15 protein-coding genes are annotated in these 14,725 nt (G+C 61.3%); 6 read left to right on the forward strand and 9 right to left on the reverse strand.

Features of this window, described 5'->3' with window-relative positions:
* Positions 1-83 precede the first annotated feature (83 nt).
* The 3 genes from J7557_RS07380 to J7557_RS07390 are packed head-to-tail and all read right to left on the reverse strand — an operon-like array spanning position 84 to position 4,515.
* A complete protein-coding gene (locus tag J7557_RS07380) occupies positions 84-2,348 on the reverse strand; it encodes an LPS assembly protein LptD (RefSeq protein ID WP_291418846.1) in 2,265 nt (754 codons plus the stop codon).
* A gap of 29 nt (positions 2,349-2,377) precedes the next feature.
* Positions 2,378-3,448 (reverse strand): LptF/LptG family permease, encoded by a 1,071-nt coding sequence (locus J7557_RS07385; RefSeq protein ID WP_291418848.1) that lies wholly within the window; start codon positions 3,446-3,448, stop codon positions 2,378-2,380.
* A complete protein-coding gene (locus J7557_RS07390; protein WP_291418850.1) occupies positions 3,445-4,515 on the reverse strand; it encodes an LptF/LptG family permease in 1,071 nt (356 codons plus the stop codon). The genes J7557_RS07385 and J7557_RS07390 overlap by 4 nt, the downstream gene beginning before the upstream one ends.
* A 169-nt stretch (positions 4,516-4,684) precedes the next feature.
* Here J7557_RS07390 and J7557_RS07395 point away from each other — a divergent pair, with 169 nt between their 5' ends.
* Positions 4,685-5,131, forward strand: a complete 447-nt coding sequence (locus J7557_RS07395; RefSeq protein ID WP_291418852.1) for a DNA polymerase III subunit chi — start codon at positions 4,685-4,687, stop codon at positions 5,129-5,131.
* Complete coding sequence (locus tag J7557_RS07400) at positions 5,128-5,745, forward strand: YitT family protein (RefSeq protein ID WP_291418854.1); 618 nt, start codon at positions 5,128-5,130, stop codon at positions 5,743-5,745. Before J7557_RS07395 ends, J7557_RS07400 begins: the two co-directional genes overlap by 4 nt.
* 1 nt (position 5,746) lies before the next feature.
* Here the strand turns inward: J7557_RS07400 and J7557_RS07405 are convergent, their stop codons facing one another.
* The 4 genes from J7557_RS07405 to J7557_RS07420 form a co-directional block, all read right to left on the reverse strand.
* Positions 5,747-6,562, reverse strand: a complete 816-nt coding sequence (locus J7557_RS07405; RefSeq protein WP_291418855.1) for a DUF4344 domain-containing metallopeptidase — start codon at positions 6,560-6,562, stop codon at positions 5,747-5,749.
* Between the two features lie 82 nt (positions 6,563-6,644).
* Complete coding sequence (locus J7557_RS07410) at positions 6,645-7,505, reverse strand: DUF4344 domain-containing metallopeptidase (protein WP_291418857.1); 861 nt, start codon at positions 7,503-7,505, stop codon at positions 6,645-6,647.
* 76 nt (positions 7,506-7,581) lie between these two features.
* On the reverse strand, positions 7,582-8,010 hold the full coding sequence (locus J7557_RS07415; protein WP_291418859.1) for a cupin domain-containing protein: 429 nt from the start codon (positions 8,008-8,010) through the stop codon (positions 7,582-7,584).
* Positions 8,007-9,881, reverse strand: coding sequence for an ABC-F family ATP-binding cassette domain-containing protein (locus tag J7557_RS07420; RefSeq protein ID WP_291418860.1), 1,875 nt, complete (start codon positions 9,879-9,881; stop codon positions 8,007-8,009). Before J7557_RS07420 ends, J7557_RS07415 begins: the two co-directional genes overlap by 4 nt.
* A 215-nt stretch (positions 9,882-10,096) precedes the next feature.
* On the opposite strand from J7557_RS07420, the gene J7557_RS07425 reads away from it, so the two are divergent.
* A complete protein-coding gene (locus J7557_RS07425; RefSeq protein ID WP_291418862.1) occupies positions 10,097-10,477 on the forward strand; it encodes a hypothetical protein in 381 nt (126 codons plus the stop codon).
* A 113-nt stretch (positions 10,478-10,590) separates the two neighbouring features.
* Here J7557_RS07425 and J7557_RS07430 read toward each other — a convergent pair whose 3' ends face one another.
* Both J7557_RS07430 and J7557_RS07435 read right to left on the reverse strand, forming a co-directional pair.
* A complete protein-coding gene (locus J7557_RS07430; protein WP_291418864.1) occupies positions 10,591-11,004 on the reverse strand; it encodes a RidA family protein in 414 nt (137 codons plus the stop codon).
* Positions 11,005-11,157: 153 nt separating this feature from the next.
* The gene (locus J7557_RS07435; protein WP_291418866.1) at positions 11,158-11,556 is read right to left on the reverse strand and encodes a glyoxalase superfamily protein; all 399 of its coding nucleotides are present in this window, start codon (positions 11,554-11,556) and stop codon (positions 11,158-11,160) included.
* Between the two features lie 231 nt (positions 11,557-11,787).
* On the opposite strand from J7557_RS07435, the gene ndk reads away from it, so the two are divergent.
* From ndk to J7557_RS07450, 3 genes are all read left to right on the forward strand, one after another.
* Complete coding sequence (gene ndk / locus J7557_RS07440) at positions 11,788-12,210, forward strand: nucleoside-diphosphate kinase (protein WP_035083733.1); 423 nt, start codon at positions 11,788-11,790, stop codon at positions 12,208-12,210.
* An 86-nt stretch (positions 12,211-12,296) separates the two neighbouring features.
* Positions 12,297-12,503 carry a 4-oxalocrotonate tautomerase family protein gene (locus tag J7557_RS07445; RefSeq protein ID WP_291418868.1) on the forward strand — a complete coding sequence of 69 codons (207 nt, stop codon included), beginning with the start codon at positions 12,297-12,299 and terminating at the stop codon, positions 12,501-12,503.
* 274 nt (positions 12,504-12,777) lie between these two features.
* Complete coding sequence (locus tag J7557_RS07450; protein WP_291418870.1) at positions 12,778-14,676, forward strand: DEAD/DEAH box helicase; 1,899 nt, start codon at positions 12,778-12,780, stop codon at positions 14,674-14,676.
* The last annotated feature ends 49 nt before the right edge of the window (positions 14,677-14,725 follow it).

Raw genomic sequence — 14,725 nt, forward strand, 5'->3', positions numbered from 1 at the left:
TGTAAAGTTTGCCGCATCAATGCGGCTCGAAACATGTGCTGTCAATTGCCCAAACAATACGGCCAAAATCCGAATGCGGCCGATCAGAAGCTGGGCGTTGGCACAGCGCCGCTATAGCCCAGATTGAGCCCGGCTGGCGCCTTGATGGCAAAAGTCGCGAGCACGCTGGTCGAATTGGGCGAAGTATGGGTCGGGCCATTGCGCTGCGCATTGGCGCCAATGGTCAGGTAGCCGTCGTCATAGACCACGCCGCCACCCACCTGCAGCCAGCTATTGGCGCTGAGGTCCCAGGCCGCGTTGCCCTTGAGGCTCCAATAATCGGCCACCGGAATGGTCAGCCCGCCAACCACCTCATGCTGGTCGAGCAATTGCCCCAGGCTCGGATTGGCGCCGATAAAGCGATAGTCGAGCGTCGCCCCATAGCCTTCGGCGCCATAACTCGCGCCGGCCCCAAACCGCGCGAGCTTCCAGGCCGACGTGTCGATCTGGGTCTTGGCGCCAAAAGTCAGCCCTGGCGTGAACGAGCCATAGGCGCCCAAAACCGCATAGGATGCGTCATTGCCAATTCCGCCACCCGCGCCGGTATTGGCATGATCGACGGTCGAGAAGGCATTGGCACCAGCCAGTTGAAAAGACTGTCCGCCGATCAGTTCGAGATAGCTGCCATTGTCGAAATTGGCCTGATAGCGCCCGCCGATATTGGCGCGCAGCCCCGTTTCCTGCCGATCATAGCCGGAGAAGCGGTTGTAGCTGAAAAGGTTGGTATCATCGAAGACGAAGCTCTGCGCATCGTCATTGGTGATCCCGAGCATGGTCCTGTCCGACCCGCGATAGACCAGCTGCGCAATCGGCTCGATGATATGAACATCCGCGCCATTGCTGGCCATCAACGGATAGCGCACATCGATCGCGGCGATCGGCGTTGCGCTCAAAAGGCTCGCTTCGCCCGGCAGCAGCACGCTCTTGCCATCGTAATATGAAAAGTCCGCGCGTGCGCCGAGATAGGGCGTGAACACAAACCCGCCATCGGCAATGATCTGCTTCTGCCAGCTCGCCTGCACGGTCGCATGGGTCTTGGTGCCCTGATAGCCATAGACATAAGGCACGCCATTGACGGTCGTCGAGCTATCCGCATTGCGCACCACATTGCGCAAATGCCCCTCAAAGGCCAGCCGCCCCATATCGTCTTCGAGATCGATGATATGCTCGAAGCGCGTCACCGGCAGGTTCGCGCCCTGCGCGTCCTGGCTCGCTTGGGTCACATTGCCGAGCTGATTGAACTGCTGCAGGCGAATGTCGAAATAGGTCTGCTCGCTCACATGCGTCGCATAGACCTCGTTGGTCGAGGACTTTGCCGTCGTCAGCTCATAGTCGCTGAGATAATTCGCGTCCGAGAAAGCGGTGTAGGACCAGCCGACTTCCCACGTTTCGATCGGCGTAAACGAACCCGAAGTCTGAATGGCCCCGCGCCACTCACGATTCCCGACTTCCGTGCCAAAGGCGCTGGGGTCCCACTGGTTGATACCCGAGGCCTTCACCCGGAACGAACCATTCTCGAACCGCTGCTCCCACTCGGCTCCCAGCAGGAAACCCTGCCGCGAGAAAAATTTCGGGCTCAGCCAGACATCGGTCCACTTATTGCCATAGACATTGACCGATACCCCGACGCCTACGCCGGTCTTTTCGCCATAGCTGAATGTCGGCCGCGGCGCGCGCGACAAAGCGGATTCGCTCAGGTCCGGCAGCCAGAGATAGGGCACCCAGGCAACGGGAACGCCGAGCAGGTAAAGAGTCGAATTTTCGAGCGTGACGGAACTGTCTTCCGAATTATGCACAATCCGGCTGGCATTGACCGACCAGCCGATACGGCGGCCCTTGTCGTCAACGCACTCGCCGCAAGGTGCGTAGCTCGCATTGTTATAGATGCTCTGCAGCACGGAATCGTAGTCCGCGCTGTCAGCGGTAATCCGCGAGCCGTCATAGGCCGTGATTGTCAGGGCATTGAAGAAGGCCTGCTTGAGGCCCCCGGTGATGTCGAGGTCGGTCGTCTCCATCACATTGCCCGAAGGGTCGGTCACCGTCACCGCGCCCGCCATCTTCACCGAATTGGCGTTGCGGTCATAAACTAGCCTCTCGCCGGTCACGACATAGCCGCTCGATTTCAGCACCACGCCGCCCGAGGCCTCGATCGTATTGGTCTTGGCGTTGAAGGTGAGCACATTGGCCTCGACCCCGGTGGGGGAGGCCGGATCGATCGGTGCATTGAAGAAGTCAGCGGGAACAAGGCCCTGCGCCGCAACAGGCAGCGCGAAAAGGCACAGAGACGCACCAACGAGCAATGCGCGCAAAAAGCCTTTTCGATGTTCCTGGCCTCGCGTCACGTCCGTCCGTCTTCCTTGTGCAGTAGCACTGTTACACCAATCACAATGGCTACCAATGCCGGTCCGACTGCCGCGAAAGTTGGATCGAGAACGCCAGTCGACCCCGCGCGGTCGGCCATCTCGGTAATCACGAACACGACAAATCCGAGCACGATGCCATAAAGGACCGCGGGACCTAGACTAGTGCCCCTTCGATAACCTGCGGTAAACGCAAAGGCAATGAACAGCGAGCCGCTAAGCACAAGTGGAAGCGAGAGAAGTTTGTAGAGCCGCATTGTCGCCGCCGATTTGACCAGCGGATCTGCCACGCCCTTGCCCAGAAGATCGACAATGTCGAAAAAGGTCATGTCCTCGACCGAGGCCAGTTTCAGGCTGATTTCGGCGGGTGTGGAGGCGGTCGGCACCTCATAGTCATAGATCGCATAGGGCGGCTTTTCCGGCGTCCGCGCCGTTGCAGTCGGCATGCGCCACATGCCGTTTTCGAGCAGCGCCTGCGGCGCCTCGATCCGCGGAATGTCGGTTCTGCCCAGGTGGAACAGCGTCACATCGTTGAGTTCGGCGCCCCCCGGCGCCATGGAGCGCGCCATGATGACGTATTTCGTCCCATCGCCCTCCTGTTCAAGCCAGATTTCGCCCGGCGGTGTCAGCAGCGCCGCAAGACCCGGCGGGGTAGGATAGAGCCCGCGATTGATCTGCGTGCTGACCGTTTCCGCGCCGATGGAAATGACGAAGCTGACCAGCAGCAGCACGACGGTTGGCGCGCGCACCGCCCGCCAGATGGAAATGCCGCTCGCCTTGATTACCGTCAGCTCATGTCGCGACTTGAGATCGGCAAGGCCCAGAATTGCCCCCATCAGCACGGTCACCGGCAGCGTCTTGATGGTCCAGCGCACCGCGCTCATCGCCACCATCACCAGGGCCATAACCAGGCCATCCCGCTCGGAGACGACGTTGAAGCGCCAGGTATCGAGCGACTCGACCAGCGCGATCAGCCCATAGAAGATGAAGACCGTCATCCCGATACGGCTCGCGAGGCGCTTCAAGACCAGCCAGTCGATTCTGGTCATGCGTTCACCAGCGCCACGGGTCGCCGCGGCCAACGCCGCCAGACCAATACCGCGCCCGAAATCAGAATAAGCAGGATCGATCCTGTGCCGATGCCGAGTGGGCTATAGGTGCCCACCCCTCGCTCGGCAAAGGCCACCAGCAGCACCATGGCCTCGATCGGCATGGGCGTTCGCGCTCGCGCTCCGCTTGGAAAGGCCCCGATGGCGAGGGTGAAAAGCCCGATGCCGATCACCCGCAAAGCCTCGGCCGAGCGGTCGAGCAATCTGTTGGTCGCCTCCTGCGACAGGAATCCGGTGCTTATGGCTTCACTGATCAGGTCAAGACTATTGCGCTCGGCCATAGAGTCGCCACCGGCAACGGCCTGCGAAAGGCTCGCGACGCTGAGGTCATAGCGACTGAAGCGCACTTCCGAATAGCGCCCGTCATCCTGCACATATTGCAGCATGCCATTGCGCAGCTCGAGCACATAGTTTTCCCCGTCGCTCGAAACCCGCGCCGTCTCGGCGATATAGGTGCGCCGGGAATCGGGCATGCGCCGGTCATCGGCGAAGAAATCGGTGATTTCCCCGCCCGCCTCGCGCCCGCCAATAAGCAGGATTACCCCCGGCGTCACCTGCGTGAACCGCCCCGGCCGCAGCGTCGAGCTGACGAGATCGGCCGCCACCTCGGAAGCCAGCTCTACATATTTGCGGTTGGCCCATGGCTCCAGCCAGTGCGAGAGCAGCATGACGACGACGATGCCACCCATGATCACCGTCGCCGCGCCGCGCCAGATGCCGCTCGTCGAACCAGTGGCGTGGATGATGTGCAGCTCGCGGCTCAATTGCAGCGCGCTCAGCGCCCGGATCATGCCGATCCCGACACAGATATAGAAAAAGGCCATGGCCAGCGGCGGCATCGTATAGAGCGCCTGCACTGCCAGCGTGCCGAATCCCTGGCCCTTCACCGAGATGAGTTCGAACTGCCTGAGGCAATTCACCAGCCACAACAACACGCACAGGATAGCGGTGAGGATCAACGCATCCGTGGCAAAAAGCCGGGCCAGATAGGTAGTCAGGCGTCTCATGCCGTTACGCTAGAATCCTTTTGCGGCACCCATTTGGCCGCGTTTTTCGGACAATGATGCAAACCCCGCTTCGATACAATTGCGCGGATTGTGCACACCGCGATTGGTGCAAGCCTGTTGCCCGCTTGCCGCGCTGGCGCTCCTCTCCCCACCCGGATAATGTGCCGTCATGGCCGAAGTCCTCTTCTATCATCTCGAAGTCCGCCCCCTGGAATCGGTCCTGCCGCAGCTTCTCGAAAAGACGCTGGAGCGGGGCTGGCGTGCGGTCATCGAATCCGGCTCGCGCGAGCGCGCCGAAGCCCTCGATTCGCTCCTCTGGACCTATCGCGATGATTCCTTCCTGCCCCATGGCATGGCCGGCGAACCCGCCGATCCGCACCAGCCGATCCTTCTCACGACCGAAACCGACAATCCCAATGGGGCCGTGGTCCGCTTCTTCGTGGATCGCGCCGTGCCCCAATCGGCCGAGTGCTACCGGCGCATCGTCTATATGTTCTCCGGGCACGATCCCGATGCCGTCACCGAGGCCCGGCAAGCCTGGCGCGCCTTGCGCGATGGCAATGAGGTCACCTATTGGCAGCAGGAAGGTGACGGCCGCTGGGTGAAAAAGGCATGACGCCGGACCTTGCGACGCCCAGCCGTCACACCCTGCCCGAAGACCTCTTCGCCATGCTCATCGGCACCATGCTGGTCTCGCTCGGCATCGCCTTTTATTCCGAAGTCCAATTGGCAACGGGAAGCACCGCGGGTCTGGCGCTGCTCCTCCAATATGCCACCGGCATTCCCTTCGGCTGGCTGTTCTTCTCGATCAACCTGCCGTTCTACGCCCTGGCGTTCCTGCGCATGGGCTGGCCTTTTGCCGTGAAGACGATGATCTGCGTCGGGCTCGTGTCCTATTTTTCGAGCCAGATTCCGGGCTGGATCGGCATCAGCGACATCCACCCGCTCTTTGCCTCGCTGGTCGGCGGTGGCCTTATCGGCCTCGGCATTCTCTCGCTCTTCCGCCACAAGGCGAGCGTCGGCGGCATCAATATCCTGGCGCTTTACCTGCAGGAAAATTTCGGTCTCCGCGCCGGCTATTTCCAGCTTGCCGTCGACGCCGCCATTCTCTTTGCCGCCTTCTTCATTCTGCCGCTCGACCGGGTGCTCTATTCCATCCTCGGCGCACTGGTCCTCAACTTCATCGTCGCCCTGAACCACAAGCCCGGCCGCTACGTCGGCTTCAGCTAAGCTACTCCGCCGTGTCGCTCCACCCGGCGATGTCATAGAGGTAGAGATAGAACATGTGCTCGGCCAACTCGTAGCAATAGGTGATCTCCCGATCGCTCGGCGAGAAATAGGCATTGGCCTCGCCACACTGAGCCGCCCTAAACGTCACGTTCTCCGGCAACACATACCAGTCCATCACCAGCTTGGCCGCGTGCTCCAGAATGCCGCGCGACTTCAGCTCCTCGGCAAACTGCTCATATTCGCCCGCCTCGTCATAGACGACCTCGATCTCCGCACCCTGTTCGCCATCGACCAGATGCGGCTCCAGCAGCGCGTCCCACGAGGTGACCGCCTGCTCATAGGTAAAGGCGCAGGCCTCCTGCTGATCCGCGTCGATGTCGTAATTGTCGGCCGTCTCGCCGAACACATCCGGCTCCGCGCCCACCATCATACAGACCATGGCATAGGCCCGCTGAATATCGAGGCTATGATCGTCATAATAGGAAAAATCCTCGACGCCCGAGCCGGTCGATTGCACCGCATTGAAATACCAGCCATCGGCGGCATCGATCAGCGCATTCCAGCTATCGTCATCTGTCTCGTCGGTCAGCAGCCAGATGGTTGCAAGAGAATCCGCCGCGTCCTCTTCCTTGCCCAGCACCGGCAACCCAAGCTCGCCCACCAGCATGTGCCCGACCTCGTGATACATGGTGTAGAGCGCGTCATGCATGGCAAAATCCATGGAATCGGCGAGCACCTGATCGTCCTGCGCCAGTGCCGGCGCGGCGAGAAGAGCAAGGCACACGGAAACGGCCGCCGTCTTGCGCAGCGAAATCATGATAGAGAACTCCGAAGGGGGTTTCTGACGCTTCAATCCGCGTTCCACCTAGCATTGCGCCGGTTAAAAACGCGACAAAATGCTAGTTCGAGCCGCCCTTGTCCTTGCCCGCACCCGAAGGCCTCGGGGCAGGGCCCACGGGGTCCGGCAGCTCAGCCGCATAAAGCTCCATGAAATCCTTCATCAGCTCGTAGCAGAAGATGATTTCGATCGTGTCGGGATCATAATAGGCATTCGCCTCGCCACAGCGCCGCGCATTGAATTTCACCGGCCGGCGCAGGTGATATTTCTCGCGCACCTCTGCGGCGACCTCGTCGAAAACCCCGCTCGAACGGAAGGCATCGGCGGCAAATTTCAACCGTCCGCCGGCATCGTGATAGGTGACATTGACCTTGGTGCTCCCGGCATCGACCGTATGGTCCTCCAGTACGCCCTTGAGGCTGCGGTCGACCAGCTCATATTCCCAATAGCACGAATCCTGCCGGTCCCGTCCGATCGCATATTGGTTGGCAATGGGTCGGAAGGCGCTGTCGTCGCTGCCCACCATCAGGCAGACAATCTGATAGGCCCGCTGCTTGTCGAGGCTATGCGCCGCTGCAAAATCTTCTTCATATTTGCCGCTGCCATAGGCAACGCCAGTCAGCAGCCAGCCCTCGGCCGCATCGGCCAGCGCCTTGTCGGCCTCAGGCGTGCGCTTGTTGAGCAGCGTCCAGGTCGCGACATTGTCGGCCGCATCCTCCTCGCGTCCCAAAACCGGCAGGCGGAGCTGGTCGACGAGCAGGTGCGCCATCTCGTGGTAGAGCACGAAGAGACTGTTATTGGCGGCGAAGCGGATGATGTCGGCGCGCTGTTGCTTGGAAAAGCCGGCCATGTCCTGAGCCTGGACCCCACCGGCAATCAGGGCGGTGAGGGCGAGCAGGATCGGTACGAACAAGCGACGCATGAACTGCCTTTCGGCTACTGATATCGCCACAAGATGCCAATGCCGTGTCACTGTCAACGCGGCCCCAACGCAGTGGTTACCGCCCTGGCGCCCAGTCCCTGGCGGCCATCTCGAAGCCCGAAAATCGGAATCCCGGCGCCACCGTGCAGCCCACAAGCGTCCAGTCTCCCAGGGATTTGGCCGCTTGCCAGACATGGCGCGGCACCACCACCTGCGGCCTCTGCCCACCGCTGAGGTCCGACCCCAGCACCTTCCGATCGATTGTGATCCCGTCGGACAGGTTCAATTCTATCGGCGCACCGGCGTAATAGTGCCACACCTCGACCGCATCGACGCGGTGCCAGTGCGACTGGTCGCCAGCTTCGAGCAGATAGTAGATCGCGGTGGAATGCGCGCGCCCATTCTCGCCTTCGACATCGACAAAGGTCTCGGCATACCATCCCCCTTCGGGGTGGCGTTCCATGCCGAGCGTATAGATGACATCCTTGGCGGCGAGCCTGTTCATGCGCGCTCCGCTTCCTCCAGCTCGGCGCTCAGCGCCAGCCACGTTTCTTCGGTAGTTTCCAGGTCGGCGGCAAAACGCGCCTTGTCTTTCCCGAGCGCAATCAACCGATCGGGAGCACCGTTGTAGACCTTGGGATCGGCCAATTGCGCGTCGATCTTTTCGATTTCCACCTGCAATCGGGAAATCTTGGTTTCCGCATCCTTAATGCGCCCCTTGAGCGGGGCCAGTTCCGCGCGCCTCGCCGCAGCTTCTTGCTTGGAAAGCTTACGCTCGCCCACCTTGCCCGCGCCGCCCCCCTTGCTGGTGTCCTTGGCCGAGGTGATGCTGCGCTGGTAGCTCTCAAGATCCTCATCCAGCTCATGGATCGTGCCGCCCTCGGCAATCCACAGCCGGTCGCACGTCGCCTCGATCAGATAACGGTCGTGGCTGATGATCAGCACCGCGCCCTCATATTCATTGAGCGCATGCACCAGTGCATCGCGGCTATCGATATCGAGATGGTTGGTCGGCTCGTCGAGGATCATCATCCCGGGCCCGCCAAAGGTGATGAGACCCATCAAGAGGCGCGCGCGCTCGCCACCCGAAAGGTTCTTCGCCTTGGTATCCATGCGGCTCGTCGTCAGCCCCATCTGGTTGAGCCGGCTCCGCCGCTTGGTCTCGTTGTCGAGCGGCATCATCTCGGCGACATGCTCGAGCGGCGTCCATTCGGGCTTCAGCTTGTCCATCTGGTGCTGGGCGAAATGCGCGATCTCGAGCTTCTTGCCCATGCGCAGATGTCCGTCGATCGCCGGAATATCCCCTGCGAGGAGCTTGGCAAAAGTCGACTTGCCATTGCCATTGACGCCCACCAGCGCAATCCGATCCTCAGGATCGATCCGCATGGTGATGTTGCGCAAGATGACCTTGTCGCCATAGCCGGTGGACACCTTTTCGAGGTTCACCATCGGCGTCGGCAGGTCCACCTTGGGCTGCTGGAAATGGAACGGCGCCGCATATTCGTCGAACATCGCCTCGGGTGGCTTCAGCTTTTCGATCATCTTCACGCGCGCCTGCGCCTGCTTGGCCTTGGTCGCCTTGGCCTTGAAGCGATCCACGAATTTCTGCAGATGCGCGATCTGGTCCAGCGTCTTCTCGCGGCTCTTGTTGTTGAGCTCCATCTGCATGCGGCGCGTGGTTTCGAACGTGTCGTAATTGCCCTTGTAAAAGGTCAGTTTCCGATGCTCGAGATGCACGATCGACGACACGGCTTTGTTCAGGAGGTCACGGTCGTGGCTGATCATGAAGACAGTATAGGGATAATTGGCGAGGTACTTTTCCAGCCACAGCGTGCCTTCGAGATCGAGATAGTTGGTCGGTTCGTCGAGCAGCAACAGATCGGGCTGCGAAAACAGCACCGCCGCCAGCGCCACGCGCATGCGCCAGCCGCCCGATAGTTCGCGCGTCGGCGCCATCTGCCGGTCCTGCTCGAACCCCAGGCCCTTCAGAATCGACGACGCCCGCGCCTCGGCCGTATGCGCATCGATATCGGCAAGCCGCGTATAGATTTCACCGATACGGTGCGGATCGGTCGCCGTCTCGGCTTCCGCCATCAGCGCCGTGCGCTCCTTGTCGGCCGCCAATACCACATCGAGCACGGTCTCTTCACCGGCCGGCGCTTCCTGCGCCACAGCCCCGATCCGCGCTTTGCGCACCAGTTCCACCGTGCCGGAGTCTGCGCCGATGTGACCTTGGATGATATGAAACAGCGTCGTCTTGCCCGTGCCGTTCTTGCCGACAAACCCGGTCTTCGACCCCGTTGGCAGCACCAGCGAGGCATCTTCGAAGAGCTCGCGGCCCTGAATGCGGTAGGTAAGATTGGAAATGGTCAACATGGCGGGAATATCGTTTCGAGCAAGAAGGCTCGCAGGCAGAAACGTCCTGACTGGGGCAGGGGGCCTGCGACAAAGTGTTCGCTGCTGGATAGAGTTAAGGCTTGGTTATGGCAACTAGGTTGGCTCGAGCCGCGCCAATCTGTCGCCCGAATTTGCGCATCCAATAGCCGCGGCAGACATTTCTGCATCAGTCATCGAGCCAAAAGGACGCCCAGATGTTTGACGCCCGCCTCGCTTTCGCCCTTGTCGCCGCCCTCGGCCTTGCCGCTCCCGCTCTGGCTCAGGACAATGGCCAACCGCTCAGGGATGTCGATGCCGACCGCATCAATCCCTTCCAGATTCTAATCGATTTCGAATTCGACGGCGGCGCCTGCGACGATATCGGTCGCGCCGAACTCGGCGAACTCACCGACGGCACGCTCGCCGTTAACTTCCCCGTCAGCTCCACCGCCGAGGTCTGCACCATGCAGATCAAGGAGCACGAGGTAAAATACGCCATCGAAGCCGAGCACATCATCTCGCGCATCGAGGTCACCGTAACGGGCAAGGACGGCCAGGTCATCGGCACCGGCTCGACCGACGTCGAGCACGACTAAATTCGGCAGGCCGTCATCTCAATCACCGGCTGTCATCCCGGCGAAGACCGGGACCCATCTTGAGATTTGGAGATGGGCCCCGGCCTTCGCCGGGGTGACATCTGTTGTTGGGTTTAGGCGCCGTCCGGCACCCGCACCACCATCTCCACCTCGATCAGCAGCCCCGGCGCTGCCAGCGCGCTGACGCCAATCCCGGTCAAACTCGGCTGCGCGCCATTGAGAAATTTTCCGATTGCCGCCATCCCGATCCCCATGCTTTCGGGATTGAGGTCCACCGCATAGATCCGCATCTGCGCAATGTCATGCGTCGTCGCCTTCAGCGCCGCGAGCGCGGCCGACAGGTTCTCCGTCACGATCACCATTTGCTCGGCCAGCGTCCCCGGCGCCGATCCGCCATCCCGCTTCCAGGCGACTTGCCCGGAAACGAAGGCCAGCCGCCCGGGTTCGACAATCGAAATCTGCGAATATCCCGCCTGTCCGGCATCGGGCAGGCTCTCCGGATTCATGCGCGTGATGGTCTGGGTCATGGCAGGTCTCCTGTTGATGGAATGAGCATCAACGCCCCTGGCGTCGAATAGTGTCAGCAGGCCTTCCTGCTCACCCAACCCACGATGTCATTCCCCGAAAGCGGGAACCTCTGTTTGACGCAGAGGCCCACATTCACTCGGGGAACCGCCTAGCTATCCTTCTGTGGCGACGCGTTCGATGATCTGGCCCACATCGATCCTGTTGCCATCCGGGTCCTCGAAGACAAAGGCACGCAGGCCATAGTCCTTGTCCTTAAGACCCTTGATGATCCTGAGCCCGGCCCCCTGGCACAGCGCGAACAGCGCCTCCGCATCATCGACCAGCAAATGCGCGACATTGAAGTCAGCCGCCTTATGCTGCCGCTGCAAGGTGAGATGTAATTCTGCCGCGTCGCGCTTCAGGATCATGAAGCCGACAGGAGTGCCGTTCTCGAACACCTTGGTAAAGCCGAGAATGTCGGCATAAAACGCCTCCGCCTTGGCCATGTCGGAGACGGGAAGCATTGCAGCAATTCGTCCAAAGCGGACGCCGTGGTCGGCGATATCATTCATCGCACAACCTCCTTCTTTGGAAACCTGCCGCAACGTGTCAGACGGTGCCGGAAAGGGTAGGGCGGTTTCGGATTTGAAACGAGAAGGACGGTGCCAACGGCAATCGGCTTAGGACAAAATCCGTTCCTGCGCAATCTCACTGCAATTGCCGCGCGCACCCCGTCTTGCCTCCGTCAAACTCTCCCGCTAAAAGGCCCCACCTTTCCAAGCACAAGCAGGATTTCTTCCGCCATGGCGATTGAACGCACCTTCTCCATCATCAAGCCCGATGCCGTCCGTCGTAACCTCATCGGCAAGATCCTGACCAAGTTCGAAGACGCCGGTCTGCGTCCGATCGCGCTCAAGAAGATCCACATGACCCGCGCTCAGGCCGAAGGCTTCTACGCTGTTCACAAGGAACGTCCCTTCTTCGGCGAACTCGTCGAGCAGATGATCGCTTCCCCGGTTGTCGTCCAGGTCCTCGAAGGCGAAGGCGCAATCCTCAAGAACCGCGAAATCATGGGCGCCACCAACCCGGCAAACGCTGCTGACGGCACCATCCGCAAGGAATTCGCCCTCTCCGTCGGCGAAAACTCGGTCCACGGCTCGGACGCTCCGGAAACCGCTGCCCAGGAAATCAAGTTCTTTTTCACCGACGACGAACTGGTTGGGTAAGTCACGACGGTCGGCGCTAGCCGACCGGCAAATCGCTCCGGTGGAGCGATTTGAGAGCTGAACACCACCAACCCTAGGAGGGGCCGATGCCCTACGTTAATGTCCGCATTCTCGACGACGGCGTTACCGCCGAACAAAAGGCCGAAGTGATCGCGGGCATTACGGAGATCATGGTCCGCGTGCTCAACAAGAACCCCGAAAGCACCTTCGTCGTCATCGATGAAGTCCCGCTTGAAAATTGGGGTTTCAAGGGCAAGCCCGTCTCCGAGCTGCGCAAGCAGCCGAAGGAATAAGTTCGCTGGCCGAGCCATGCGGAGGGGCCTTGCCCCTCATGCAGTCCCGCGCATTGCGCAGGAGAAGCTCGGACGGTAGACAGCACCAAAATCAGGCCGCCCAGCCGGGCGGCCTTTTTGCTTGTTTGTGCTAGAATGTACAAACAGGACCGACGACGCTCCCCGAAATGGTGGGGAATCCGGCGCCACAAAAGCCCTTCTGCCAGCGAAGATGCCGCCTCTTGGGAACGGCATCGCGCTCACCGGGGCTATTCCGCTTTACGAAAGCCCCTTTATGTCCCTGCCTGAAAACATCTTCGCCCCTATCGCTGCCGCCCTCACGGCCAAGGGTTACGAAAACCTGACCCCGGTTCAGTCCGCGGTGATCGAGGACGAGGCCGATGGCCGCGATCTCCTCGTGTCCGCCCAGACCGGTTCGGGCAAGACCGTCGCCTTCGGCATGGCGATTGCCCCCACCATCCTCGACGGCGCCGAAATTCTCCCCCGCGCCGAAGTGCCATTGGCCCTCGTCATCGCCCCGACCCGCGAACTGGCCATGCAGGTCCAGCGCGAACTTGAATGGCTCTATGCCAAGATGGGCGCCCGCATCGTCTCCTGCGTCGGCGGCATGGACCCGCGCACCGAGCGCCGCGCCCTCCAGCATGGCGCCCACATCGTCGTCGGCACGCCGGGTCGCCTCCGCGATCACATCACCCGCGGCGCCCTCGACATGTCCTCGCTCCGCGCCGTCGTGCTCGATGAAGCCGACGAAATGCTCGACCTCGGTTTCCGCGAAGATCTCGAATTCATCCTCGAAACCGCCCCCGAAGAACGCCGCACGCTTCTCTTCTCGGCAACGGTCGCCAAGCCGATTGCCAAGCTCGCCGAAACCTTCCAGCGCAATGCCTTGCGCATCACCGCGACTTCGTCGGGCGAGCAGCACGCCGACATCGACTACAAGCTGATGACCGTGCCGGCCGACGAGCGCGAAAACGCCGTCATCAACACGCTGCTCTGGTACGAAAGCACCAATACCATCGTCTTCGCCTCCACCCGCGAAGCGGTAAAGCACCTCTCCGCCCGCCTCCAGAACCGCGGCTTCGACGTCGTCACCCTCTCGGGCGAACTGAGCCAGGCCGAGCGCACCAATGCCCTCCAGGCCATGCGCGATGGTCGCGCCCGCATCTGCGTCGCCACCGACGTCGCTGCCCGCGGCATCGACCTGCCCAATCTCGACCTCGTCATCCATGCCGAGCTGCCGATGAACGCCGAAACCCTGCTGCACCGCTCCGGCCGTACCGGCCGAGCCGGTCGCAAGGGCACCTGCGTCGTCATCTCCCCGACCCATCGCCGCCGCGTCGCCCAGTCGATCCTGCGCACCGCAAAGATCGAAGCCGAGAACATCGCGCCGCCGACCGCCGAGGCCATCGACGCGCGCTATCGCGAGTCCATCCTCACCAATTCGCTTTTGAGTGACGTAATCACCGATGACGAGCGTCCAAGTGTGGACAGTCTGCTAGCCAAATGGACACCGGAGGCCCTGGCTGCGGCATACCTCCGCCTGCAGCTCACCGCCCGCCCGATCCCCGAGGATATCTCGGCAACGCTCGTCACCGATTTCGACAAGCGCGAGCCCCGCACCCGCGAAGCTTTTGCCGGCGGCACCTGGTTCAAGGTCACGGTTGGCCGCAAGCAAAGAGCCGAGCCACGCTGGCTTTTGCCCATGATCTGCAAGGCTGGCGGCGTCACCAAGGGCGCCATCGGCTCCATCCGCATTTTCGACACCGAGACCATCTTCGAAGTCGCGGCGGATAAAGTGGATAGTTTCCTCAAAAGTGTCGGCAAGAACGGCACCGGCGAAAAGGGCGTCTACATCTCCGCCATCGACGGTCCCACCGAACAAAAACCGCAGTCCAAGCGCCGTCCCCCCGGTCCGCCGGCCCCCTATGACCCCACTGCGCCGCGCCCCGAGAAGGCCGACCGCAAGCAGCGCTATGGCTCCGGAAATCTCCGTCCCGACGATTTCTCGGCCCCCGCCGCCGACGCGCCGCGTCCCGCCAAGTCCTTCAAGCCAAAGGAACAAAAACCCTTTGACAAGAACAAGGGCAAGCCAAAGTGGTCCAAGCCGGCCGAGGGCGATGCCCCGCGCAAGCCCAAGTCCAAGGACCACAAGAAGCCCCGCGCTCAGGACTAAGCATGAAATCTATCCCCGCCCTCGGGCGGGGATTTATTCTATGGTCAAA

The organism is Devosia sp., from assembly GCF_017744655.1.
Classification (GTDB): domain Bacteria; phylum Pseudomonadota; class Alphaproteobacteria; order Rhizobiales; family Devosiaceae; genus Devosia.

Coding starts and splice junctions, on each gene's coding strand:
- J7557_RS07385 (WP_291418848.1), bottom strand. CDS start 3,448: ATGACCAGAATCGACTGGCTGGTCTTGAAGCGCCTCGCGAGCCGTATC.
- J7557_RS07390 (WP_291418850.1), bottom strand. CDS start 4,515: ATGAGACGCCTGACTACCTATCTGGCCCGGCTTTTTGCCACGGATGCG.
- J7557_RS07395 (WP_291418852.1), top strand. CDS start 4,685: ATGGCCGAAGTCCTCTTCTATCATCTCGAAGTCCGCCCCCTGGAATCG.
- J7557_RS07400 (WP_291418854.1), top strand. CDS start 5,128: ATGACGCCGGACCTTGCGACGCCCAGCCGTCACACCCTGCCCGAAGAC.
- J7557_RS07405 (WP_291418855.1), bottom strand. CDS start 6,562: ATGATTTCGCTGCGCAAGACGGCGGCCGTTTCCGTGTGCCTTGCTCTT.
- J7557_RS07410 (WP_291418857.1), bottom strand. CDS start 7,505: ATGCGTCGCTTGTTCGTACCGATCCTGCTCGCCCTCACCGCCCTGATT.
- J7557_RS07415 (WP_291418859.1), bottom strand. CDS start 8,010: ATGAACAGGCTCGCCGCCAAGGATGTCATCTATACGCTCGGCATGGAA.
- J7557_RS07420 (WP_291418860.1), bottom strand. CDS start 9,881: ATGTTGACCATTTCCAATCTTACCTACCGCATTCAGGGCCGCGAGCTC.
- J7557_RS07425 (WP_291418862.1), top strand. CDS start 10,097: ATGTTTGACGCCCGCCTCGCTTTCGCCCTTGTCGCCGCCCTCGGCCTT.
- J7557_RS07430 (WP_291418864.1), bottom strand. CDS start 11,004: ATGACCCAGACCATCACGCGCATGAATCCGGAGAGCCTGCCCGATGCC.
- J7557_RS07435 (WP_291418866.1), bottom strand. CDS start 11,556: ATGAATGATATCGCCGACCACGGCGTCCGCTTTGGACGAATTGCTGCA.
- ndk (WP_035083733.1), top strand. CDS start 11,788: ATGGCGATTGAACGCACCTTCTCCATCATCAAGCCCGATGCCGTCCGT.
- J7557_RS07445 (WP_291418868.1), top strand. CDS start 12,297: ATGCCCTACGTTAATGTCCGCATTCTCGACGACGGCGTTACCGCCGAA.
- J7557_RS07450 (WP_291418870.1), top strand. CDS start 12,778: ATGTCCCTGCCTGAAAACATCTTCGCCCCTATCGCTGCCGCCCTCACG.